The sequence below is a fragment of the Anaeroplasma bactoclasticum genome, assembly GCF_003550015.1.
GTDB lineage: Bacteria > Bacillota_I > Bacilli_A > Acholeplasmatales > Anaeroplasmataceae > Anaeroplasma > Anaeroplasma bactoclasticum.
Map to the genome: position 1 here is coordinate 15,868 of NZ_QXEV01000016.1, position 24,727 is coordinate 40,594.

At 32.6% G+C, this 24,727-nt stretch carries 20 protein-coding genes; 19 read left to right on the top strand and 1 reads right to left on the bottom strand.

Annotated features, from left to right (window positions below; all coding sequences use genetic code 11):
* The first annotated feature begins 14 nt into the window (after positions 1-14).
* The 19 genes from EI71_RS06815 to EI71_RS06905 all read left to right on the top strand — a co-directional run bounded on the left by EI71_RS06815 (position 15) and on the right by EI71_RS06905 (position 24,351).
* Positions 15-413: a hypothetical protein gene (locus EI71_RS06815; protein WP_119016509.1), complete on the top strand. Its 399-nt coding sequence runs from the start codon at positions 15-17 to the stop codon at positions 411-413.
* Positions 414-431: 18 nt separating this feature from the next.
* On the top strand, positions 432-1,703 hold the full coding sequence (locus tag EI71_RS06820; RefSeq protein ID WP_119016510.1) for a hypothetical protein: 1,272 nt from the start codon (positions 432-434) through the stop codon (positions 1,701-1,703).
* 5 nt (positions 1,704-1,708) lie between these two features.
* On the top strand, positions 1,709-3,013 hold the full coding sequence (locus tag EI71_RS06825) for an ABC transporter ATP-binding protein (RefSeq protein WP_119016511.1): 1,305 nt from the start codon (positions 1,709-1,711) through the stop codon (positions 3,011-3,013).
* The gene (locus tag EI71_RS06830) at positions 3,013-4,038 is read left to right on the top strand and encodes a carbohydrate ABC transporter permease (RefSeq protein ID WP_119016512.1); all 1,026 of its coding nucleotides are present in this window, start codon (positions 3,013-3,015) and stop codon (positions 4,036-4,038) included. Before EI71_RS06825 ends, EI71_RS06830 begins: the two co-directional genes overlap by 1 nt.
* A gap of 10 nt (positions 4,039-4,048) precedes the next feature.
* The gene (locus tag EI71_RS06835) at positions 4,049-4,984 is read left to right on the top strand and encodes a carbohydrate ABC transporter permease (RefSeq protein WP_119016513.1); all 936 of its coding nucleotides are present in this window, start codon (positions 4,049-4,051) and stop codon (positions 4,982-4,984) included.
* Positions 4,985-5,049: 65 nt separating this feature from the next.
* Positions 5,050-6,546, top strand: coding sequence for an extracellular solute-binding protein (locus EI71_RS06840; RefSeq protein ID WP_119016514.1), 1,497 nt, complete (start codon positions 5,050-5,052; stop codon positions 6,544-6,546).
* Positions 6,547-6,548: 2 nt separating this feature from the next.
* A complete protein-coding gene (locus tag EI71_RS06845) occupies positions 6,549-7,937 on the top strand; it encodes a thermonuclease family protein (protein WP_119016515.1) in 1,389 nt (462 codons plus the stop codon).
* Positions 7,938-7,977: 40 nt separating this feature from the next.
* Entirely contained in the window at positions 7,978-11,682 is a 3,705-nt protein-coding gene (locus EI71_RS06850; protein WP_119016516.1) for an immunoglobulin-like domain-containing protein, read from the top strand.
* A gap of 208 nt (positions 11,683-11,890) precedes the next feature.
* Positions 11,891-12,943, top strand: a complete 1,053-nt coding sequence (locus tag EI71_RS06855; RefSeq protein WP_162849850.1) for a single stranded DNA-binding domain-containing protein — start codon at positions 11,891-11,893, stop codon at positions 12,941-12,943.
* A gap of 20 nt (positions 12,944-12,963) precedes the next feature.
* Positions 12,964-14,271, top strand: coding sequence for a tRNA lysidine(34) synthetase TilS (gene tilS / locus EI71_RS06860; protein WP_162849851.1), 1,308 nt, complete (start codon positions 12,964-12,966; stop codon positions 14,269-14,271).
* Positions 14,261-14,797, top strand: a complete 537-nt coding sequence (hpt, locus tag EI71_RS06865) for a hypoxanthine phosphoribosyltransferase (RefSeq protein ID WP_119016519.1) — start codon at positions 14,261-14,263, stop codon at positions 14,795-14,797. The genes tilS and hpt overlap by 11 nt, the downstream gene beginning before the upstream one ends.
* Before the next feature lie 9 nt (positions 14,798-14,806).
* A complete protein-coding gene (gene ftsH / locus EI71_RS06870) occupies positions 14,807-16,879 on the top strand; it encodes an ATP-dependent zinc metalloprotease FtsH (protein ID WP_119016520.1) in 2,073 nt (690 codons plus the stop codon).
* A 1-nt stretch (position 16,880) separates the two neighbouring features.
* Positions 16,881-17,135, top strand: coding sequence for an RNA-binding S4 domain-containing protein (locus EI71_RS06875; protein WP_119016521.1), 255 nt, complete (start codon positions 16,881-16,883; stop codon positions 17,133-17,135).
* A 94-nt stretch (positions 17,136-17,229) separates the two neighbouring features.
* Positions 17,230-18,879: a hypothetical protein gene (locus EI71_RS06880; RefSeq protein WP_119016522.1), complete on the top strand. Its 1,650-nt coding sequence runs from the start codon at positions 17,230-17,232 to the stop codon at positions 18,877-18,879.
* Positions 18,880-18,936: 57 nt separating this feature from the next.
* Positions 18,937-20,277 (top strand): tRNA uridine-5-carboxymethylaminomethyl(34) synthesis GTPase MnmE, encoded by a 1,341-nt coding sequence (gene mnmE, locus EI71_RS06885; RefSeq protein WP_162849852.1) that lies wholly within the window; start codon positions 18,937-18,939, stop codon positions 20,275-20,277.
* Between the two features lie 94 nt (positions 20,278-20,371).
* Positions 20,372-20,656, top strand: coding sequence for a hypothetical protein (locus EI71_RS06890; RefSeq protein WP_119016523.1), 285 nt, complete (start codon positions 20,372-20,374; stop codon positions 20,654-20,656).
* Positions 20,657-20,666: 10 nt separating this feature from the next.
* A complete protein-coding gene (locus tag EI71_RS06895; RefSeq protein ID WP_119016524.1) occupies positions 20,667-23,120 on the top strand; it encodes an endonuclease I family protein in 2,454 nt (817 codons plus the stop codon).
* A 12-nt stretch (positions 23,121-23,132) separates the two neighbouring features.
* Entirely contained in the window at positions 23,133-23,783 is a 651-nt protein-coding gene (locus EI71_RS06900) for a phosphoribosylanthranilate isomerase (RefSeq protein WP_119016525.1), read from the top strand.
* A gap of 100 nt (positions 23,784-23,883) precedes the next feature.
* Positions 23,884-24,351: a hypothetical protein gene (locus EI71_RS06905; protein ID WP_119016526.1), complete on the top strand. Its 468-nt coding sequence runs from the start codon at positions 23,884-23,886 to the stop codon at positions 24,349-24,351.
* 122 nt (positions 24,352-24,473) lie between these two features.
* Here EI71_RS06905 and EI71_RS10190 read toward each other — a convergent pair.
* A partial coding sequence (locus tag EI71_RS10190) for a hypothetical protein (protein ID WP_162849759.1) occupies positions 24,474-24,727 on the bottom strand: 254 nt, incomplete at its 5' end.

The window sequence follows — 24,727 nt, forward strand, 5'->3', positions numbered from 1 at the left end:
ATCGAGGTGATTATATGTTTTTATTACACGGTTTTAAAACCGTCGACATCTGGTTCTTTGTTATTTGCGCTATAGCTGTTGCAGTTATAGTCATCATTTATTTCTTAATTCCTGTTTTCAAGCGTAAGCAATTTGCTGAAGCAAGAAAAAATTTAGCAAGAAGAGAAATATTATTTAAACAAAACCAGAAAACGACTCAAGCTGAGGAAATCTCTATTGATGATTCCTTAAGTGAGGAGGCTGTAGAAGTTAAGGAAGCTTTAGAAGCTGAACTTGAATCTCCTGAAACTGATTTTACAGCTGAAGAGGTAGTAAGTGCTACCGAACCCCAAATGGAGGACGCTTTAAAGGTAGATGAAGCCACTGCCCAAGAAGCACAAGAAGAAGACGAAAAAGCACCTATAGAAGAATAAATTGTAGGTAAATCAAAAATGAATAAGAAGTTGAAAATTTTTTTAACAATCCTTTATTACATATTTACGATTGGAATTGGTGTTCTAATTGCTTTAGTATCTCCTGGTCTCATAATGACAAAGGATTTACCAAAGCATTTAGAGGAATACTTAAACAATGGTGAATATGCAAGAAGTGTAAATCTATTAGCTGGATATGACGATAAAGAAATTGCATATCAAGAAACTTTCCAAGATGGAACAGGAATTGTACTATTTAGAACACTTTCTGTCATTGATAATAAAGAAGAGGATAAGAAGCAAGAAGAAAATGCTTATAAATCCTATTCTGGTTTCATCTATAACCTTGGTGGTAGATATAAAGCAAACGGCTTAATTAATAACAGAACCTCATTAGTTATAAATTATGACGAAGCAACATATCAGCCTGGCAAGGGAACAGGTGATGGTTTAGTTTCTAATGTCGATATTAGTCTTTTAAATCACGATACTAATGATGATGGAATGTATGATACGGTTGTTACTCTTGTAAATTACAATTATATTTATTTTGAAATTTTAGAAAAGAGAGTAGCAAATATCGAAAACATTACTTTCTTAGATTGTGATGGAAAGGCTTATATTAGCGTAAACACACATTTAGATTTTACAAATGAATTCCATGCATCCTTAACAGAATTCGTTACTGTTTTTAATGAAAATTCAAAGGATTCAAGGCTAGTAGATTTAGAAAAAGAATTCCTTGCAAAAAATGCTAATTATGAAAAGTGTAGCTATCAAAATGAAAAAGCTCTTGCAAATAAATCAGGAGCAATCATTGTTTTAATTTATTTCTTAATTATTTACCTTTTAGGAGACATTCTATTATGGCCACGCTTTATCCCAGCTGTTTGTTATTGGGTTTATAAGAAGATTAGAAGAAAGATGGGCAAGGAAGAAGATAATAATCCAGCCGAACAGGTTAATGTTTATGGCACAGATTATTACACACAGCTTACAGTAACCCTTAAGGTCCCTGAAGATTGTGGTATTAATATTACCGTCCATTATCATAATGAGACGGATGAAATCAACATGATTTTTTCAAAGGAGAATAATTATTCAGTTACACAAAGAACACATGCTGGTGTTTATATGAATGCATGGCTTGAGGCTCCAGGCTATGAATCTGAAAATTTACCAAAATCCTTGGCTGTTAGAGGCTTTAAGATGAATGTTGATGTTAGCTTAAGAAAAGCTTTAAACGAAAATAATCTGGTAGAAGAACCAGACAATAAAAAAGAGGAGTAGTTAAAATGAAGATTACTATTAATAACTTAACAAAAATCTTCCCTGCTAGAAAAAAGACAGACCATGAAGTTACAGCAGTTAACGACATGTGTATCGAAATTCCTAGTGGAAAACTTGTAGGTTTGCTTGGACCTTCTGGATGTGGTAAGTCTACAACACTATTTATGCTATCCGGCCTTGAGGAGCCAACAAGTGGTAGTATTTTCTTTGGTGATGATGACGTTACAGACTTAGCACCAGAAAAAAGAGGTATTGGTTTAGTTTTCCAAAATTATGCACTTTACCCACACATGACTGTTGAGCAGAACATTATGTTCCCATTAACAAATATGAGAATTCCTAAAGAAGAAGCTAAGCAAAGAGCATTAGAGGCTGCAGGCTTAGTTCAAATTGAAGAATTAATGGGAAGAAAGCCATCTGAGCTTTCTGGTGGACAGCAGCAAAGAGTTGCCATCGCAAGAGCATTAGTTAAGATGCCTAATGTATTATTACTTGATGAGCCACTTTCTAATTTGGATGCTAGACTTCGTTTACAAACTCGTGAGGAAATCAAGAGAATTCAGGTTGAAACTGGTATTACAACAGTATTCGTAACCCACGACCAAGAAGAAGCAATGTCTATTTGCGATATCATGGTTATTATGAAGCTTGGTGTTGTACAGCAGATTGGTGAGCCACAGGCCATTTATGATGACCCTGCGAACCTATTCGTTGCAAATTTCTTAGGTACACCTCCAATCAATATTTTTACAGGTACTATCCATGATGGTGGAGTTTATATTGGAGATGAAAAAATCTGCGATACAGATAAGGAATTCAAAGATGATTACAAGGCTAGATTAGTTCTACTTGAGGATGAAGCTGATAGAAAGCATGAAGAATTCTTACAGGCTAAGAATGCATTTGATGAAAGAACTCAGGATTTAACACCTGAAAGAGCAGTTAAGACTCATAAGAAGCTTTATAATGCTGTTAAGCAGTTAGAAACAGAATATGAAGCATTAAAGAATAGAATTAGTCAAATTCAGCAATCTATCGATACGAATTGCTATAAGATTTATGTTGGTATTCGTCCTGAAGGATTTATATATGATCCAAAGGGAGTATTAACATTAAGCTTACAGCATGTTGAAGTAATGGGTAGAGATAAAACCATTGTATCTTCACATATGGATTCAACTAAACCTTCTGTTCGTGCAATTGTAGATGCTGATTTAGCAATTCCTACTGATGCAACTGAACTTAAGTTTAATTTAAAGCCTAATAAGTTCTTCTTATTCGATGGCGATACGGAAGAGAGGTTGAGATAGTGGAAAATGGTATTATTCTTGATGATGAGGCAAGAAAACAAGCAATAGAAGAAGAGAAAAAAAGAAGAAGAAAAAACCACATTAAAAGAGTAGCTAAAGATACTATTGGTGGTTGGTTATTCGTCTTACCAGCAGTAATTTTAATGGCTGTATTTACCTTTTATCCTATTGTAATGTCCTTTATTTCAGCATTCATGGAGCATTATGAAAAAGGTAATATTACACAAAATATAACTATTGGTTTTGATAATTTCCGTGCAGTAATTTTAGATGATACAGGAACAACAGGTATGAAATTTTTAACTGCATTAGATAATACATTGTTCTTTGCGATTGTATCTGTTCCTATTTCTACGCTATTAGCATTATTAATCGCAGTTGCTTTAAATTCGATTAAAGCAGTTCAAAAGGCATATCAAACGGTATTATTCTTACCATATTTAACAAACGCATTATCTATGGGTGCCGTATTTGCTACTTTCTTTGATGTAATTGGAACAAAGAAAGAAAGAGAGGTTCTAGGTACAGCATCCTATGGTTTGGTTAATGATATAATTAGGGCCTTTGGCGGTCAATGGCAGATGTGGCTATCAACAGGAAACCCATGGGGAAATCGACTTGTTGTTGTTATTTATTCTATTTGGGCAGGACTACCATTTAAGATTTTAATTTTGTTTAGTGCCTTACAAAATGTTAATAAGCAGTATTATGATGCTGCAAAAATTGATGGAGCCTCCAAAAATACTACTCTTTGGAGGATTACAGTTCCACTAATTTCACCAATGTTATCTTACTTACTTGTTACAGGTATGATGGGTGGTTTAAAGGTTTATTCTTCTATCATAGGTATTTTTGGCCAAGATATGAATAGTGGTGAAATGGGTACTATGGTTGGTTATGTATATGATTGTATTAATCTACAACAAACGGGTTACGCCGCGGCGGGTTCGTTAATTTTGTTTGGTATTATTATGATATTTACGGCAATTAATATGTACGTAAGTAAAAAGAAAGTTCATTATTAGGAGGGGTAAGATGGAAGCTACAAATGTAAAAGCAAGCCCAGAAAAAACCGGTCTTGATATTGAAAAAGAAAAAAGAAAACAAAAGGCATTAGATATAACTAAAGCAACAGGAGCTTACCTGTTCTTAACTATTTGTGCATTTTTTGCATTCTTGCCATTCTATTGGATGATTATTTCATCCTTAAAGACAGAAGATGAATATAGATTAACAACCCCTACATTCTTCCCTAAAGAATTTAAGTGGCAGAATTATTCTTACATGCTAACAAATGTAAACAATAAATTTGGCCAGGCTTTATTCAATACTGTTTTAATTGGTGTTGTATCAACAATATTTGGTATAGTTGTAATTATTCTTACAGCTTATGCTTTAGCAAGAATCGAATTTAAGGGTAAAGGTATACTATTCTCCTTAATGCTTGGTACAATGATGATTCCTGGTGAATTATACACAATTACAAATTATGTTACTGTTTCTAAGCTTGGTTGGACAAATACATATATTGTTATGATTTTACCGTTCTTAGTAAGTATTTATTACATTTATCTACTGAGAAACACATTTAAATCGATACCTGAATCGCTATATAAAGCGGCAAAGGTGGATGGATGTGGCAATATGAGGTTCTTAGTTAAAGTAATGATTCCTCTTGCTGCACCTACATTAATTTCTATTACACTATTAAAGTTTATCGCAACTTGGAATTCATATATTTGGCCAAGGTTAGTTAATACAGAAGACTATCATTTGATTTCCAACTGGATGACTTCAGGATTCTCAAACGATGGAACTTTATATCCAACTAATTTATGGCCTAAGGGAGATTCTTTAACAACATTACGTATGTGTGCCGCATGCTTAGTTTCATTCCCATTGTTTATATTATTTATGTTCTTCCGTAAATACATCATGCATGGTGTATCTAAGAGTGGAACAAAGGGTTAAAAATTGTTAAAATTTGCGTTAAAAACGTAATTTTAAATAAAGATTAAAAGGAGAAAAATAAAAATATGAAAAAGGTTTATTTAGGAGTTGCAACGCTATTTGGTTTTGCAGCACTAGCATTAGCATCTTGTGGTGGAGATTCTAATGCAACAAAGACAGGAAACACTGAGACAACAACAGACGGTGGTTCAACAACAACTACTGAGGCTCCAATTCCAACTGGACTTCATGAGGACAAAACTTTAGATTTAACTGCCACTTTAAATACTTCTAATTTTAGTGGTTCTAGTGAAGACAAGACTATTGTTTTCTATCACACAATGGGTGATTCCTTACAGGAAACATTACAGGTTGCAATTGATGCATTCAATGCAAAGTATCCTGATTGGACAATTGAGCATTCTCAAATCGGTAGATATAATGATGTACGTTCTAGATGTATCGCTGGTTTAGCTGCAGGTAATCAGCCAGACTTAGCATACTGCTATGCTGACCATGTTGCACAGTATCTAAAGACTGGTAAGGTAGTTGACATGAGCGATTATGTAAATGCAACTGGTACATTAAATGGTGAAAGAATTGGTTATACTGAAGAAGAACTTGCTGACTTCGTTCAGGGTTATTATAAGGAAGGTTTCGCAACAAATTATGGTGCATATGCTGAATATGGATACAAAGATGGCGATATCTTAACATTCCCATTCGTAAAGTCAACAGAGGTTTTATATTATAATAAGGATGCATTAGATGCAGCAGGTCTTACAGTACCTACAACTTGGGATGAGCTTTGGGCTGCTTGTGAGACTTTAAATGAAGTTTACCCTAAGTGTACTCCTTTAGGATATGACTCAGAAGCAAACTGGGTAATTACTATGGCAGAGCAAAATGGTTGGGGTTATACTTCAGCAGCTGAACCTCATTTCTTATTCAATAACAATAATCTTGCTAACTGGCTAGATGATTTATATGAGAAGTATGAAGATTATTATTTCACAACTCAGACTGAAAACGGCGGATATACATCTGGATTATTCGTTAAGGGTCCTGAAAATGGTGGAACAGTATTCTCTATTGGTTCATCTGGTGGAGCATCTCATCAGGCAACAGATGACTTTACATGGGGTGTAGCACCAATGCCAGGTTCTGTACAGGCAGATGGTACTGTTAATTCTTCAGCAATTTCTCAGGGTCCATCTTTAGTTATGTTCCAGTCTGAGGCTAAGAACGAGACTGAAAGACAGTTAATGACTTGGGAATTTGTTAAGTGCTTAGAGGATGCAACATTCCAAGCAGCATTCTCAATGACTTCTGGATATAACCCAACTAGAATTAGCACATTCTCTATTGATGAATATGCAGATTTCTTAGAGGGTGAGTCTATCGTTGCTGTTACTGCAGGTGTTGCTGCAACAATGAGTGACAGATTCTATACATCTCCAGCATTCAGTGGTTCTTCAACAGCCAGAGACCAGATGGAAGCTGCGTTATTATATGTAATTCGTGGTCAGAAGACTGGAGCAGAAGCTTTAGCTGATGCTTACAAGGCTTGTGGCGGTAAGTAAAAGTGAAGAAAAAAGTATTTAAGTTTTTGGCAGTGTCTGCAGCAGCTCTTGCTGCAGGCATAAGCCTTGTTGGCTGTGGAGAATCTAATCCTACTACAACAAAGGAAATAACTCCAACTACAACAGAAACTACAACTGTAACAACTACAGAAACAACAACAGAAGATCCAACTCCTACTACAACAACATTTGTACCAAAGGATAATTATGATGATATAACAAAGACATTGACTCTTACAAAGAGCTATAGTGATACATCAAGCTTCCTTACCGATGGTATAGAAGAGGTTACATTACAAACAGCAACCGATGGCGATACTGCTAATTTTAAGTGTAAGCATAGTGGTGAATCCGTAACTATTCGTTTTTATTCTGTAGATACACCAGAATCTACTGGTGGTGTTGAAAAATGGGGAAAAAGCGCATCTCTTTACACAAAGAAGAAATTAGAAAGTGCTTATGCGCTATTACTTGAAGGATCTCAAACTCCTCCAGTAGTTGATTCTTATGGTTCTAGATACCTTGCATATATTTGGTATAAAGAAACAGCAGATTCAGCATGGAAGAATTTGAATCTTGAAATTGTTGAAAATGGTTATTCTAAATCTAAAGCTTTAGTAGAAGATGCATATTTTGATTATTTTGAAAATGCACAAACATTCGCAAGAAGAGTTCCACTTCATATTTGGAGTAACGATGAAGACCCATATTTCTCTGAAGATTCAGAATACGTTTCTGTAAAAGATCTTCATGATAATTTTGATAATTATTATGATGCTGAAGAAGGAGTAGGTAAAAAGGTTTGTTTCGATGGATATGTTTCAAATGTTCAAATTTCTGGATCTGGAACATATACATGGAAGGTAACGGATTATGATTCAGATGGAAATCAATATACAATAAATGTATATACAGGTTATACAAGCTCTAATGCAACAAAATATATAAAGGTTGGTAGCTTATATACATTTACTGGAACTGTTCAAAAGTACAGTGGTCAATACCAAGTTTCTGGTATAACTTATGTTCCAATGCAAACTGGTGGAGACTACTTAACTCGTAAAGAAAAGAATTATTATATTCAGTTTAATTCTAATCTTGAATATAAGGATTATTTCGAGAAAAAGACATTATATAAGGATGCAACCGTAACTGCAGCAGTAGTCGAAGGAAATACATTAACTATAACTGCAACAGCTGTAAATACTTATGATTTTAATAAAAATGCAGATGATGCTGAAACTGTAACATTTACCTTCTACACTACTGTTGAAGATGGATTTAATGCAACATCTCTTGTTGGAAAGAAATTCTCTACAACAGGTATTCAAGAGGAAGATGGCAGTCAAGTAATTCATGTATTACGCTATTCAAACTTTAATTTTAAATAATAATAATATATATAAAAAGGTTTAGGAGGAAATATTTAAAATGAAGAAATTTTTATCCCGCGCTGCACTAGGAGTTGCAGCTGCAGGTGTATTTGCGCTAGCTTCTTGTGGAAATGATAACCAGACTACAACAACTGACGAAAAGACAACTACTGTACCAGCGCCAACAACTACAACTGATAATAAAGTTAATGAGGCAGCAGAAAAATTATTAGCTAATTTGATTTTCGAACAGGATGGTACTGCTGTTAGTGGTAATGTTTCACTTCCTGCTTACTTAGCAAGTGGCGAAACACAGGTTACTATTGATTGGGAATCTGATAATGAATTAGTTAAAGTTGGTACTACTATCGATGAGACAAAGGGTGTTTTCACTGCAACAGTTGATAGACCAGAAGAGGAAGCAGTAACAGTTACATTAACTGCATCTATTACTTTTGCTGGTGGAGAAGCAAAAAGACAGTTTACAGTATTAGTTAATCCATATACTATTTCTGATGCAATCGATTCATTCAAGTTTGCATATAATAATGGAACAGTTGAAGATGATTTTGAAGTTCCAACTTCATTTGAATTCAATAAGCAAACTGTTACAATTGAATGGAGCATTCCTGATTCTGCAAAGGAGTATTTAAGTGTTGATGAAGATGGAAAGACAATCCATGTAGTTCAGCAGCAAAATAGAGAAAAGGCTCAAATCAAGGCTGAATTTACATATAAGAAAGAGAAGTTATCTCGTAATTATAGATTAAATGTTTACCATGTAAGAACTGCATTAGAATTATTACATACATTCTATGATGAACCAGGTGCAGAAGCATACACATTAAAGGGTTATGTTGCACACAAGGCAGGATTTGATGCTTCTTATGGTAATGGTTATTTATATGTTGTAGACCAGACATTAGAAGGAGGTTACTATGTATATCGTGCATATTGTGACCAAGAAACTTGGGATCAATTAGAAATTGGTACACCAGTTGAAATTCCAGCATGTAAGTCTACAGATTACAATGGCTTAATTGAAGTAGGTCAGAATAAGGAAAATATCGTTAAGGTTTCTACAGAACTTCCTGCACTTACAACAGAGCAATTAGAATTAGTAACAAAGGGTCTTGCTGCTGATCAGTTATTTGTAAAATATAGCCAGGGCGATAAGGAATTAATGTATCATACAGGCCAAAGAGTAAATCTTACTTCTTGGAAGGTTGTTGATATTGATGCAACAACTACAGCTAAGAGCGGTGGTGTATTTGCTACATTAGAAAAGGCTGGCGTACAAGTAAAGGTTCAATTATCTAAATATGCTGCAACATTAGATGGCGATATTGCTAAGGCAGCTGAAACACAGGTTAAGACACTTGCTGTTGGTGATTTCGTTAACGTAACTGGTATTTTATCTAATAATAATGGTTATTGTATTTATGTTTCTGATGAAACAACATTCACTAAGACAACTGATGATGCAAATGCATCTTTAGGCGAATTAAAGAATTTAGTTGATCCGGTATTTGCTGCACTTGCAAAATTCCCAGATGCAATTACTGAAGTATTTACTTTAGATAAGACTACAATTACAACTGCAGATGGTGTTGAACTTACTATTGAGGCATCTAGCTTAGGTGCTTGGGAAGGTAATGTATTAACTATTACTCCAGAAACAACAGAAAAGACAATCAAGGTTACAGTTACTGCAGCTAAGGATGGCGTTTCATTTGCTAAGGAAATTGAAATCTATACAAAGCAAATGACTGCTGCTGATAAGGTTGCTGCAGAAAAGGAAGCATTAGAATTAGATATTGATGATTTAGGAGAATATACTTTACCTACAGCTGGTAAGACATTTGCTGCAGTTCAGATTTCTTATGAATTAGTTGCTTCTGATATTGCTACATTTGATCCAGCTACTTCTAAATTAATTATTGATTCTGTTGATGAAGATACAAAGGTAACTTTAAATGTAACATTCACTTTAGGTGATGAAACAGATACAAAGGTAGTTGAATTAACAATTAAGAATCAGCCAAGATATGTTTCTGATAATGTTGCAGTTACTGCTCCAGAAGAAGATAAGGTTTATTTCTTAGGATTAAATCAGGAAAAGCTTGGTCAAGTATTATATGCAACAGGTGCTATTGCATCTAACAGACTTGCAACTACAACAGCTCCAGCACAGGCTATTACTGTTACAGTTGAGAAGATGGAATCTTCTTATGCAATTAAGCTTGCTAATGGTAAGTACTTATCATTAACATCTGCTGGTAAGCTAGATCTTGCTGATGAGCAGTTTGCTTGGGCATATGATTCTGAGCATGGTGCATGGGTTGGTACTGTAGGTGGAAAGAATTATTTCTTTGGTACTTATAATACATATAATACAATCTCAGCTTCTAGTGATTCTTATATTGGAAATGATGGTCAGTGGAAGGGTGCATTATATTTAGCAACTGGCTTAACTAAGACAAAAGAAGAAAAGCTTGAGTATGAATTTGAAAGAACTGCAGCTGCAATTGCTTCTGAAGTAAAATCTGGTGCTACAGTTGTATTACCTACTTCAGGTACTGTATTCAGTGATGTAAAGGCTACATATGCAAAGAAGACTGAATCTGATAAGGCAACAGTTGATGGTGGCAATATTACATTCGGTATGGTTGGAACAACAACTAGAATTTGGTTCACAGTTACATTAACATGTGGTGATAAGGAATTAGTAGAAGAATTCTATTTTGATGTACAGCCAGTAGAATTTAAGGATGTTACAGAGTGCATAACTGATGTTAAAGTCGGTGATGAAGTATTCATTAAGGGTGTTGTAACTAAGGTTTATACTGAATCAGGTAAAGATCCATATGCAATGATTACAGATGGTATTAATGAATTTGAAGTATTCGGTGCTGTAAAAGAAGGCTCAACATTAGATTATAGCAATCTTACAGTTGGTCAGGTAATTACAGCTTCTGGAGAGTATGCTTTATATGGTGCTACAAAAGAAACTGCAAAAGGAACTGCAGTAATTTATAGTGCTGAAGATGCAACTCCACAAGAAAAGGTAAATGCTACAAGAGTTGAACTTGCAATCGCAGATCAGTTTGCAAATGCTACTGATGTACAGTTAGCTACAGCAGGTACAATCTTTACAGATACAACAATTTCTTGGGCAGTTAAGTCTGGAACAGGTGTAACAATTACAGATAATAAGATGAGTGTAACATTAGGTGAGACTATTTCTACTGTTACAGTTACTGCAACAGTTAAACTTGGAGATGATGTAACAGCTACTAAGGATATTACATTCAAGGTATATGATGCAAATACTGCAAACGCACATTCTACAGTTACTTCAAATACTACAGCAGCTGCAGAGGGTATTAATTTGACAACTACTTTAGGTTTAAATGATGATATTTTTGAAGTAACATATGCTAAGGGCGATGGTTCAAACGATACTGCAATTAGAACTGATGGCGTTCGTTTATATGGTACAAAAGGAAAAGCTAATGGAAATAGCTTAACATTTACAACAGAAACAGGTTATAAGATTGATTGGGTTCTAATTCAATTTGATACTGAATCTGATGGCGCATGTGCAGTAGTTAAGGCTGGCGATACAGTCTTAACTGCCGCTGATGGCGTTTATACAGTTAATGGTACTACATTCACATTAATTGATGATAATTCAAATGTAACTAAAAATACTCAGGTACGTTTCCAGAGAATTGTTATTCATTATTCTGTAGTTGAATAATCAGTTTTTGAGAAAAACTAATTGAGAAAATTAACATTAAGGGTTTCGAGGGTTCGAAACCCTTTTTGTTGTTTACAAAACACATTATTTTTGTGAGTTTTCACATAAAGTTTCCTTTAGATACTTGAATTTTTATAGTATAATATGCTATGTAGTAAAGGAATTGATATCTTTGCTATAGAATAATTAAATAACAGGGAGTGATTTTATGAAGGTTAAAAACCGTTTAGCTGCAGCCATCGCGGCCTTAGCTACAATGGGTCATACCGCAATGTCATCTCTGCGTAATGAAGATAAAGATAAAGCCCAAGGGGCTCAAGAAAGATATTTAGGATTTCAAGAGGGATTAGAATCTGTAGATGAGATTTTATTAAAGAATACCTTAAATTCTATTGAGCTACCTGAAGAGCCAGAGGATACATTTTTACTTGATACATTTATTGATGATATCATTATTAATTGGTCATCCTCTAATGAAAGAATAATATCTATCAATGGTGGTACAGCGAATGTACTTCATCCAAGAGGTGGAGTAGATCAAAAGGTAAAGATAACAGCAAGTGCATTTTTAAGAGATGCAGCTGTATCTAGAGATTTTGAAATTACAGTAGCTGCTTTAGAAGATGATTCTATGACTATTGCGGATGTTTTAAATTCTAAGGTTGGTTCAAGGGTTTCAATGCATGGAATTGTTTCAGCATTCCTATATGCTTCTGGAGATCATCCAGAGTATCGTGCAGGCTTTTATGTTACAGATTCTACAGGTACAGTGTATGTTTATGGTAATATGGCAGAGGATGTTGAGGTTGGTGATGAGGTTTATGTTTCTGGAATTAAGAGCGTAAGATTTAATACCCCTCAGGTATATAATCCTTATAATTTAACGATTATTTCTAGAAATAATACACCATCTTGGGATGCGGTAGACACATCAAAAACTGTAGAAGAAATATATAATTTAGGTAAAGATGCTGTAGGAAATGTATATGAATTTGATGCACATGTATCTAAAAATCAATATGGATTATATACATTAAAGGATATTAATTACAAAGAAAATGGTGCAGCATTTAAATATTATTTTGCTGGTACTATAACACCTGATGCTGAAAATTATGCATCAGAATTAAGAGGAAAAGAAAACCAAATTGTTCGTGTTAAATTTGCTGTAGGAGCAAATCAGGATTGGGATTTACGTGGTGACGTATTAGATATTGTATCTTATGAAAAGGAAGAAGAAAAAGACTCTCAAGAATCCTGAGAGCCTTTTTAAAAGAGTGTATGGAAAAAAAGATTGCAAAGTTTTTAAAGGAACAAAACTTAATAATTGATAAGCCTTTAATTGTTGCAGTTTCTGGTGGTGCAGATTCTGTAGCTCTTTTATATGTATTATATAAATTAGGATATAAGGTTATCTTAGCTCATGTAAACCACCACAAAAGAAAGGAATCAGAAATAGAAGAGGCAGAAATGAAGAAATTTGCAGATTCTTTATCTATTCCTTTTGAGCTTTTAAATTATCATTATGATGGAATGGATAATTTCCATAATGATTCTCATAATGCAAGATATAATTTCTTTAAAGAATTATGTGCTAAATATAATACAAATATGATTGCAACAGCCCATCATATGGATGACCAAATAGAAACTGTATTAATGAAATTAATGGAAGGCTCTAATCTATATGGTTATGGTGGTATTGCAATATTAAATGATGATGGAGAATATAAAATTATAAGACCACTTCTTTGTGTAGATAAAGAAGAAATATATTCTTATGTTAAAAACAATAATTTAGTTTATTTTGAGGATTCTTCTAATCATCAGGATGATTTTTTAAGAAATAGATTAAGACATCATGTAGTTCCTTTATTAAAGGCGGAATGTCCTTCCTTAGGTGAGAAAATTGAGGAATATTCTATTCAAGCACATGAGGCATTTGATTATATTAGAAGACAAAGTAAAGCCTATTTAAAGGAAAATAATGATGAAATAAGCTATGAATCCTTTAATGGTTTAGATATCGCTTTAAGAAAGGATATTATCGCTTTATTATTAGAGAATAATAATATCAGAAAGAATAATGATATTATTCTTAAAATATTAAAAATAATGGAAGAATCTAATGGTTCTAAAGAGATTCATTTAGAAGGAAAATATCTATTTGTAAGAAGCTATAATATAGGAAAAATTGTTTTAAAAACAGAAATAAGCGATGCTTCTTATCTAATGAATCTAGAGGATACCATTACAATTGGAAACTATATGTTTTATTTCACAAAATCACATAATAATATTTTGGCAAAAAGCATTAATTTATGCTATAATGTTTTAGAATTCCCATTTACCATTAGATATATAAAGGAAGGGGATAATATTCACCTTAATGTAGGTACAAAAAAGGTATCTAGAATCTTAATTGATAAGAAGGTTCCTAAGGAGAATAGATCACAAGTTCCTGTAGTAATTAATGGAAATGGAGAAATACTTTGGGTATATGATTATGCCAAAAGTGATTCTGTTTCAAAACAGAAAAATAGTGGAGATATTTATTTAGTTTGTGAGGTTATAAAGCATGATGAATGATGATATTCAGAAGATTAGCGTTTCTGAAGATGAAATTAAACACATTGTTGAAAGACTAGGTACACAAATTTCTAAGGATTATCAAGGAAGAAATCCATTATTTATTGGACTTTTAAAGGGATGTATTCCTTTTATGTCTGATTTATTAAAATATGTGGATATTGATTGTACATTAGAATATATGAAAGTATCATCTTATGATGGAACAAAGTCTACTGGTGTTGTTACAGTTAAGGGAGGATTACCTATAGTTAAAGATAGAGAAGTCATTTTAATTGATGATATCTTAGATACAGGTAGAACATTAGATGCTGTAAGAAAAATGTTAGTAGAAGCAGGAGCTAAAAGTGTTACAATATGTGTTTTATTAGATAAGCCAGAAGGAAGAAAGGTAGATATTACACCTGCTTATGTCGGTGGACTTGTACCTAATGAATTCGTTGTAGGATATGGCTTAGATTATAATGAGCATTATCGTAATTTACCATATATTGGTGTATTAAAAGAAAAGGTTTATTCGAAGTAGGAGGTATTTATGCAGGACAATAACCAAAAAGAGCCTCAGGAAAAGAAGTCAAGAAGAAGATTTGACATTGTCTTTATCCTTGTGGTTGTTATCTTAATTGTTTGTATTTTCTTCTTAATCCGTGGCTTTACTAAGAGTAATCCGGATACATTAGATTATCAAACATTTGTTAATGCTCTTGATTCTGGTAAGGTAACAGGAACAATTAACGCAACTCCAGTTGGTGGAGATAATTATTTAATGTATAACCTAACAGGTACATATATTAATGGAAATGGTGATACTGTTGGATTTACTATTAATGTAACAAATGACATATTATCTTCATTTATTACAAAATATGCAGGATATAAATTCTATTTAGTTCCTGTACAGGATAATATGTGGTTATCTATTCTAATTAGCTTCCTACCATATATTATTATGGCTATCATTTTCTTCTTCTTATTTAGAAGCTTAATGAAGAGCCAGGGTGGTGCTGGTGGAGCATTTGATTTTGCAAAATCCACAGCTAAGCTATCTAGAGGTAAGAGTGTAACATTTAAGGATGTTGCAGGTTGTGATGAAGAGAAGGAAGAAATGGTTGAAATCGTCGACTTCCTTAAAAACCCAAGAAAGTATAATGAAATTGGTGCTAGAGTACCTAAGGGTGTTATCCTTGTAGGTCCTCCAGGAACAGGTAAAACATTAATTGCTAAGGCAGTAGCTGGAGAAGCAGGAGTACCATTCTTCTCTATTTCTGGTTCTGACTTCGTTGAAATGTTTGTTGGTGTTGGTGCTTCCCGTGTACGTGATATGTTTAAAACTGCTAAGGAAAATGCTCCATGTATTATCTTCATCGATGAAATTGATGCGGTAGGTAGACAGCGTGGTGCAGGACTTGGCGGTGGACACGATGAGCGTGAGCAGACATTAAACCAGCTATTAGTTGAAATGGATGGTTTCAATGGTAATACAGGTATTATCATTATGGCTGCAACAAACCGTCCAGATGTACTAGACCCAGCTTTACTTAGACCAGGTCGTTTCGACCGTCAGATTACTATTTCTAATCCAGATGTAAGAGGAAGAGAAGCTATTTTAGCAGTTCATGCTAGAAATAAGCACCTATCTCCAGATGTAAGACTTGGTGATGTAGCTCAAAGAACTCCAGGATTCTCTGGTGCGGATTTGGAAAACCTATTAAATGAAGCAGCATTACTTGCTGCAAGAGATAACCGTAAGGTAATTACTCCAAGAGATATCGATGAAGCAACAGACCGTGTAATGATGGGTCCTGCTAAGAAATCTAAGAAGTATACCGAAAAGGAAAGAAGATTAGTTGCATACCATGAAGCTGGTCATGCAGTTGTTGGTATTAAGCTTGAAAACGCAAGCCAGGTACAAAAGATTACAATTGTACCAAGAGGTCAGGCTGGTGGATATAACCTAATGATGCCAAAGGAAGAAACTTATTTCCACACTAAAACTCAGATGCTAGAAACAATTACTGGCTTCTTAGGTGGTAGAGTTGCTGAAGAATTAGTATTTAATGAGGTTTCAACCGGTGCATCTAATGACTTCCAAAATGCTACAAACCTAGCTAGAAGCATGGTTACACAATTTGGTATGTCTGAGCTTGGTCCTGTTCAATATGAACAGCAGGGTGGTTCTGTATTCTTAGGTAGAGATTACCTAAAGGAAAAGAATTTCTCTGATCAGGTTGCATTAGAAATTGACCGTGAACAAAGAAGAATTATTGAAGAGTGCTATGAAAGAGCTCGTAAGGTAATTTCTGAAAACATGGATTTATTAACAAATATCGCTGAATATCTACTTAAGATTGAAACAATTAACAAAAGAGATATTGATGAGATTGTCGCAACAGGTCACTTACAGTGGTGTGATGAAAAATACACTAAGGGTGTAGCACCAAAGGAAGTTAATTCTCCTGTAGAGACTATAGATACTCCAACAGAGCCTAAAACTGAAGCTTTAGATGAAAAGCCTGAAGAGAATAAGACAGAAGCTTTAGAAGAAAAAGAATTCAACGTAGACGATAATCTAGTTGAAACAAATAACGATAATAAAGAGAGCGAATAAGATGCGTTTAGATAAGTATCTTAAGGTTTCTAGATTAATTAAAAGAAGAACCTTAGCTAAAGAGGTTGCTGAAGCAGAAAGAATCTTAGTAAATGATAAGCCTGCCAAGCCATCTAAAGAGCTAAAGGTTGGAGATTTAATTACTATCGAATTTGGAAATAAGATTGTAACTGTTAGAGTTAAGTCTTTAGAAGCTACTGTAAAAAAGAGCGAAGCTTTAGAGCTATATGAGTTCGTAAGTGAGGTTAAAAAGTAAAATCTGCAATTTTTTTGCAGATTTTTTCTTTTTTTGTCAATTTTTTTATCTTTTCTGACTATTTATTTAATGAAAGGGAAAAAAGGTGATAAAAATGAAAAAGAAGATTCTTTCACTTATTACAGCAATTATGCTATTTTTTGGAATATTTATGATTCCATCTTCCGCAAGTATTGTATCTTGTGGAAATTATGACAATGTATCTAGATTAAATTCCTTTAATGTGGTAAAGGGAATGTATTATGTTGATTCTACGTTATTTGATAAATTATATTATGATTTAGGCAGAAATGTAGAAACTGGAAAAGTATCCTCTTATTTATATGGAATGATTGATGAGGATAGTCATTATTTATTAGAAAATCAATACTATGAAAATGATTTATTAAAAAGAATAGAATATTTCTTTGATGAGGAAATGTTTTATAGTATTGATTTTCAAGATGAATTTTCCTATACCATATTGGTAGATAAAGAATTTAATATTGGAGAATATGTAAATGATTATAGAAAGGTCTTTGTAAAGGAAGATACTCCTATTTATATAGCAGTAAATGATGAAGATTTATTGGAGGATTATTTATCCGTTGCTCAAGCATATTCCTTCTCATTTTTAATGGGATTAACTTATACCTATAACGAAAGCTATATTGATAATGATTTACATATTGTAATGAGCTATAAGAATAAGAAAACAATGGATGAGATATTAGATGGTTTATCTATTATAGATGCAACGAATACATCTTATGAAATATTAGATAATACTTATGATTATGAAACCTCATCCATTGGTGTTTATTCCTTTATGCTAGTTGTTTATGACGAAGCTAAAAATGTTACAATTCAAAAGGTATTTATCGATGTAGTTGATTTAGTAATACCTGAAATTCATCAAACAAAATCTATAATAACTAAATATGATGAAGTCTTAACAGAAGAGGATATTTTAGCTTGTTTTTCCGTTTTTGATGATTCAGGGGTAGATATTACTTTAGATATAACTGACTACCTAAATAGCCCAAATATTGTTGGTGATTATGAATCTAAAATAACTGCAGTAGATAAATCCAATTATCATAATGTGAATACATTTGATTTCATAATTACTGTAGAGGATAAGATTCCTCCAATCTTAGCTTATAGTAAAGTAATTCATACAGATTATCATACAAGATATACTATAGATGAAATAAAGGCATTATTTACTGCAAGAGATGATTATGATGGTGATGTATCTAATTCTATAGAGGTTTCTGATTTAGATGATTATGAGAATAATTATATGAATCTAGGTGCATATGCATTCTTGGTTTCTGCAAGTGATTCTATAGGAAATAAAGTATCTGTTAATTTTTATGTATATGTAGAAGATCATACATCTCCAGTATTAACTATAGATCAATATGTCATATTAACAGAAAGAGGAGAACCACTAAAAAAGGAAGAGATTGTAGCACTATTCCAATCCCTAGGCTATGATATTGATGGTTCTAATTTATCTAGCGAAGCATTTAATTTAGATGCCTTAGATGGGGAATATGATTTATATATCGATTTAGGAGATGATGGTATTGAATATGATATTGTCACAACAGAAAAGAAAAATGATATTTCCTTTGATATTCCAAAAGTTATTGAAGAAGAAAATCATTTACCATTAATTCTATCCTTATCTATAGGTTCTACATTATTAATTGCGATTGGAATTATGGGTATTATTGTTTATAAAAAACGTCATTAAATTGAAATATACCCCCAAATTTTGTATAATGAATATGCAAAAAAGGAGGGGACAATTATGGTGGATAATATTTGTGCAATCGCAACCCCATATGGTATTGGTGCTATATCAGTAATTCGTGCATCTGGGCCTGAAGCAATTACCCTAGTAAATAAAATATTTAAGGGTAAGGATTTAACTAAAGTAAAATCACACACCATTCATTATGGTCATATTATGGATAATGAAGAAGAAATAGATGAGGTATTAGCCTTAGTATATTTAGCCCCAAAATCCTTTGATGGTGAAAACATGGTAGAGATTTCTTGCCATGGTGGTATTTATGTTACAAACCAGGTTTTAAATACATTATTAAAGAATGGGTTCCGTCTAGCAGAAAGAGGAGAATTCTCTAAAAGAGCATTCTTAAATCACAAAATGGATTTAACTCAAGCAGAATCCATTATGGATATTATTTCTTCATCAAATAAGATTGCTTTAAAATCATCTAATGCTTCCTTAAGAAGTCAAACATCGAAATTAATAAAAAGCTTTAGAGATAAAATTTTAGATATATTAGCAAAAATAGAAGTAAATATTGATTATCCTGAATATGAGGATGCAGTAGATGTTACTCATGAATATTTAAAGCCTATTGTTGATGATTTAATTATAGGAATGCAACAAATATTAAAGAATTCTTTAATAACTACAGTTGCAATCCATGGTATTAAAACTGCGATTATTGGTAAGCCTAATGTAGGTAAAAGTTCCTTATTAAATATGCTATTAGATGAGGATAAGGCTATTGTATCTAGCTATGCAGGTACAACAAGAGATATCGTAGAAGGTACATTAACCTTAGGTAATGTAACCTTACATTTAATAGATACTGCAGGTATTCATGAATCTGTTGATTATGTTGAATCTATTGGTATTGAAAGAAGTAAAAAGGCAATGGATGAGGCAGATTTAGTTTTACTTGTTGTTGATGCTTCAAAGGAATTAGATGAAACAGATAAAAAGCTTCTTGAAATGACTAAGGACAAGAATCGTATTCTTATTGGAAATAAGATGGATTTAAAAGAAGAAATATCCTTACCAGGAATGATTTATATTTCTGCAAAGAACAAGGAAGGATTAGATGCTCTAGCCTTAAGAATTGAAGAAGTAACTAAAATAGATTCTATTGATTCTATGAATGGTAATTATTTAAATAATACACGTCAAACAAGCTTAATGGAAAAAGCAATGGAATCCTTAAATTCCGCAAAGAACGCAATGGATTTAGGATATGATATTTCTTTAATTGAAATAGATATTAAAAATGCTTTTGATTACTTAGGAGAAATAACAGGAGAAGCTAATCCAGATGAGCTTATTACTGCTTTATTTACTAAGTTTTGCTTGGGAAAATAAAAAATAGAACTGTAAATTGTAATTTTCAACAATTTACAGTTTTTTATTTTATACAATCTATTGTATAATTGTTTCGTAAAGGAGAGTTTTTTCCATGAAAAAAAGATATATAATCCCACTATTCATGTTAGGGTTTGGAGTATATTTAGTATCTTGTAATGGAGGTGCTAATACTTCAACTGCAACAACTACAGTTACTACTACAGTAGAAACAACTACTAGTGTAGAAACTACAACTAAGACAACAACAGAAACAGTAACTACTGAAACAATAACTACAACAGAAACCACTACAGAAACTCAAACGGAGACAACAACTGAGACAACTACAGCTCCAGTAGAAACCTCTAGTGGTCAAGCGGATTTACCTTGGGTATAGGAGGTGTTTTATGAGATTACAAAAACCATTACTTGCGCTTGGATTTTTAGGGCTTGGCGCATTATTATTAAATGTTCATTCCTATGCATCAAATTCATACTATTTAATGAGCTGTACTGCTCAAAATATTCCAACAGGATATTATGATAGTATTGATACAACAGTAGATGAAGCTACATTTAGAGAAACTCTTCACGATGTTATTTCTGCAAATTATGTAAAAAATCCTTATACTGCTGCATGGAATATTGATTCTTATGCAGATGCAGATCCATATAATGAAGGACATATACAGTGCTTATATACGGGCTTATCTATAGAAAATGGAAGCCATCAGTCAAGTGCTGATAAGCTATATTGGAATAGAGAGCACACATGGCCAAAATCTCATGGATTTAATAAAGAGACCTGTGAACCATATTCAGATTGTCATCATTTAAGAGCGTCTGAAGGAAAACTAAATATAGGAAAAAGTAATAATGATTTTGGAATTGTTACTGGAGACTATATAGAAAATTATGGTAACAAATACGGAAATGGCGTATTTGAACCTAATGATGAAGTAAAAGGCGATGTAGCCAGAATGCTTCTTTATATGATGATTCGATATGGTGAATATGATGACACTACAATGTCTTGGGAAGAAAATGTTTTAGATGAACAAGGAAACGTTGTAAAGGATGAAAATAATAAAAATGTAACAGAAACAAAAACAGCGAATATTAATTTAATGCTTGTTGATGATTCTGATACTACATCTATATCTAATGGAAATGGTAGACTTGCAAAGCTTTCTACTATATTAGCTTGGCATTATCAGGATCCTGTTTCTGATAGGGAAATCTATAGAAATAATGTAGTATATATGTTCCAAAAGAATAGAAATCCATTTATTGATCATCCAGAATATGTAGAATATGCATTTGAAAATTCTGGTAATTATCAAGGAGTAGATCCTACAGAACCTGAATCACCTGATACAGAAGTAAGAACGAATGAATTCTTAGTTGATTCTACAGGCTTTGAGGCAGCAGAAGGCTTTACAGCAACTACCGCTTCCAATGATTATTATAAACAATACTCTCATAAAACTAATTTTATGTGGAGTGGGTATCAAGCAGTTGCATCAACAGTAAGTGCAATTTCAGACTCTCAGTCTATGAGATTAACTGTGGCAAAGAATTCCTTACAACAAGCTCAGTTTTTCATGTTAGAAGATGTATACAACTTATCTAGAATAACCTTTAAAGCTAAAGCTAGCCAAGCAGGAAGTGTATTACATGTTATGTATTCCACAGATTCTGGTTTAAGCTGGCAGGAAGGACAATCCTTTAATTTAACTACATCTGCAAAATCATATTCTTTTGAATTAAGCTCAAATGGTGGATATGATAAGGCAAGAATTGGATTCTTCTTTGAAAAACTAAATACAAGTGGTTTATCTTATGTAAATATTGATGACTTAAATATTTATAGATATAAAACAAATGCTCCAACAGAGTTTATTAGAGAAGATACTAAGGCTAGTTTAATGTATAATTACTCCAATAATTATTATGATGAAGAAGATACATATTATGAAAAAGTAACAAGTCTTGATGATTTATCTATTGGTAATGAAATAATTATTGGATCTTTAGAAGAAGATTATACAATGGGTGCCTTTAAAACAAGTAATTTTGGCGTTGTAGGGCTTGCTGCAGATAATGGAATTATATCTGATCCATTAACTTCAACAGTTATAACTATTGGTGCAGGCGCAACAGAAGGGACAATTTCTTTAAGAGTTGATAATAAGTATTTAGGCAATGATAAAGAATCTGGTACAGGATTTAAGGCATTAGATGAATTAACAACAAAATCCTCTTTTACTGTCTCCATTGATGATAACACAAATGCAGTTTCTTTTGTTATTGTTGATACGAAAGTGGCTAGTAATCAAATTGGATTTAATACTACGAATAAATTATTTAATTGCTATACAGCATCATCATCTTATAGAAAAGATATTGTTGTATATGTAAAGAGAGTTGGAGTTGTTAATAAAGTAGATATTGAAATCAGTAATATGCATATTCGCTTTGGTGCAATTATTGATAAAGAAATATTTGATGCTTTATTAGAATTAGATGAAAATGCATCCTTTGGTGTTGCATTATCTAAAGATGGTTTAGAGTTTACTAAATATGAATGTAATCCAGCAATAGTATCTTATGTTGATGGTAAAACTCAAGCTGACCCTAACGGTAATTTTGCGCAGTGGGCAGCAGTAATTCCTGTTACTGAAGACAAATTTAATACGGTTGTTTATGCTAAGGCATATGTTACCATTAATGGTGTTGATTATTATATGAATAGTTCAAGCTATAGTGTAAGAGATCTTGTAAGATATTATAAAGATAATGCTTCTAGCTTAGGTATTCAAGGAGAAGACTTAGTATCCCTTGGTGGAATCATTGAATAAAAGAGGTATAAAATGATACATATTCAAATGGCAGGTATTAGAAATAAAGAAGACGCACTTATGTGTGTCAATGAAGGTGTAGATATTATAGGCTTATTGGTAGGTCAAATGCATACATCTGATGATTTTCTTACCAAAGAAAAAGCAAAAGAAATAAAAGATTATCTACCAAAAGATATTAAAACTACATTAATTACTCATCTAGAGGATGGAGATAAAATTATTGAAATTGCTAAATATATTGATGTAGATTATATTCAGCTTCATTCTCATTTAGATGAGAGTGAAGTAGAAAAAATACATAATGCATTACCAAATAAAAAATTATTAAGATTAATTCATATTGATTCAGATGGAAATCTTTTAAATGATATTTCTAAAATGAAATATGTAGATTTCTATTTTACAGATAGTATTAATTTAAAAACAAACCAATTTGGTGGTACTGGATTATCCCATAATCTAGATACAGATAAAAGATTAGTTGAAACATTAGATAAGCCTGTATTTATTGCAGGTGGATTAAATCCAGATAACGTATATGATGCAGTAAAATATTGTAATCCTTATGGCGTTGATGTGAATACAGGCTGTAGGGGAAAAGATGGTTTAAGAGACAAAGAAAAAACAAAGGCATTTGTTCATAATGCTAGAAAGAACTAAAGGCTTCAGCGGAAGCCTTTTATTCTTTCAATTTGAAATTGCTTTTGTATTATGCTAAAATTTTTATTGAATTGTTATATATAACGAGGAGGAGAGAGTTATGAAAAACACATTACCAATAGGAAATTATGGTATTCGACTTGAAGAGTTTATAAAGAAGCTAGATCAAAGTAGTATTCCATATAAAAGAGAAGGCTCAAAGGTATTTATTAATGAAGAAAGATATAGTGCAATAGTTGCTGCACTTATGGGCTATGTTAAGGATATTACTATTGAATATAAGAATTTATCTGATGTAGAAATAAAAGCACTTAAAAAAGAATTATCAGATACATGTAGGATTAAGCACCTTCACACAGAAGAAAATACAATTACATATCATAAATATGATGCAAAAGCAGTATTTGATAAAGATAAAACCACTGTAACTTTTTCATATGGCTTTAATACAATGAATAAAGCAGTGTATACTGATCCTAAAGTTCTTACTGAACAAAAATTAAGAAGAACAGATCATATTTTTGAAGGCGTAAATCTTATATTAGATATTTTAGATGATTTGCTTTAATAAGAATAGCAGGCGATGCCTGCATTTTTTATTTATTAGGAAATTGTATATTAAGCTTAATTTTATATTTATAACGACAAAGAGCCTAGGGTTACCTAGGCTTTAAAACAAATTAATTCGATTTAGTATTTCTTATATTTGTTTTTCTTTTTCCAAATATCTAAAGGTACATAATGTGGTTTACCACATTTTGGGCAGTATAGAATTGGGTATTTGTTTCCATCCCAAATTTCTTCAATCATTTCCCAGTCAACATCTTGTTCCTCATAATCACATTTTAAGCATTTTAAATCAATGGTTTCATCATATATTTCTCTTTCAGCAAATTCATAAACTAGAGCCTTTGTCTTATCATCTAGTTTATTTATGTTTTCCT

Coding starts and splice junctions, on each gene's coding strand:
- EI71_RS06835 (WP_119016513.1), top strand. CDS start 4,049: ATGGAAGCTACAAATGTAAAAGCAAGCCCAGAAAAAACCGGTCTTGAT.
- EI71_RS06875 (WP_119016521.1), top strand. CDS start 16,881: ATGCGTTTAGATAAGTATCTTAAGGTTTCTAGATTAATTAAAAGAAGA.
- EI71_RS06825 (WP_119016511.1), top strand. CDS start 1,709: ATGAAGATTACTATTAATAACTTAACAAAAATCTTCCCTGCTAGAAAA.
- mnmE (WP_162849852.1), top strand. CDS start 18,937: ATGGTGGATAATATTTGTGCAATCGCAACCCCATATGGTATTGGTGCT.
- hpt (WP_119016519.1), top strand. CDS start 14,261: ATGATGAATGATGATATTCAGAAGATTAGCGTTTCTGAAGATGAAATT.
- EI71_RS06850 (WP_119016516.1), top strand. CDS start 7,978: ATGAAGAAATTTTTATCCCGCGCTGCACTAGGAGTTGCAGCTGCAGGT.
- EI71_RS06855 (WP_162849850.1), top strand. CDS start 11,891: ATGAAGGTTAAAAACCGTTTAGCTGCAGCCATCGCGGCCTTAGCTACA.
- EI71_RS06820 (WP_119016510.1), top strand. CDS start 432: ATGAATAAGAAGTTGAAAATTTTTTTAACAATCCTTTATTACATATTT.
- tilS (WP_162849851.1), top strand. CDS start 12,964: ATGGAAAAAAAGATTGCAAAGTTTTTAAAGGAACAAAACTTAATAATT.
- EI71_RS06880 (WP_119016522.1), top strand. CDS start 17,230: ATGAAAAAGAAGATTCTTTCACTTATTACAGCAATTATGCTATTTTTT.
- EI71_RS06890 (WP_119016523.1), top strand. CDS start 20,372: ATGAAAAAAAGATATATAATCCCACTATTCATGTTAGGGTTTGGAGTA.
- ftsH (WP_119016520.1), top strand. CDS start 14,807: ATGCAGGACAATAACCAAAAAGAGCCTCAGGAAAAGAAGTCAAGAAGA.
- EI71_RS06840 (WP_119016514.1), top strand. CDS start 5,050: ATGAAAAAGGTTTATTTAGGAGTTGCAACGCTATTTGGTTTTGCAGCA.
- EI71_RS06815 (WP_119016509.1), top strand. CDS start 15: ATGTTTTTATTACACGGTTTTAAAACCGTCGACATCTGGTTCTTTGTT.
- EI71_RS06895 (WP_119016524.1), top strand. CDS start 20,667: ATGAGATTACAAAAACCATTACTTGCGCTTGGATTTTTAGGGCTTGGC.
- EI71_RS06900 (WP_119016525.1), top strand. CDS start 23,133: ATGATACATATTCAAATGGCAGGTATTAGAAATAAAGAAGACGCACTT.
- EI71_RS06905 (WP_119016526.1), top strand. CDS start 23,884: ATGAAAAACACATTACCAATAGGAAATTATGGTATTCGACTTGAAGAG.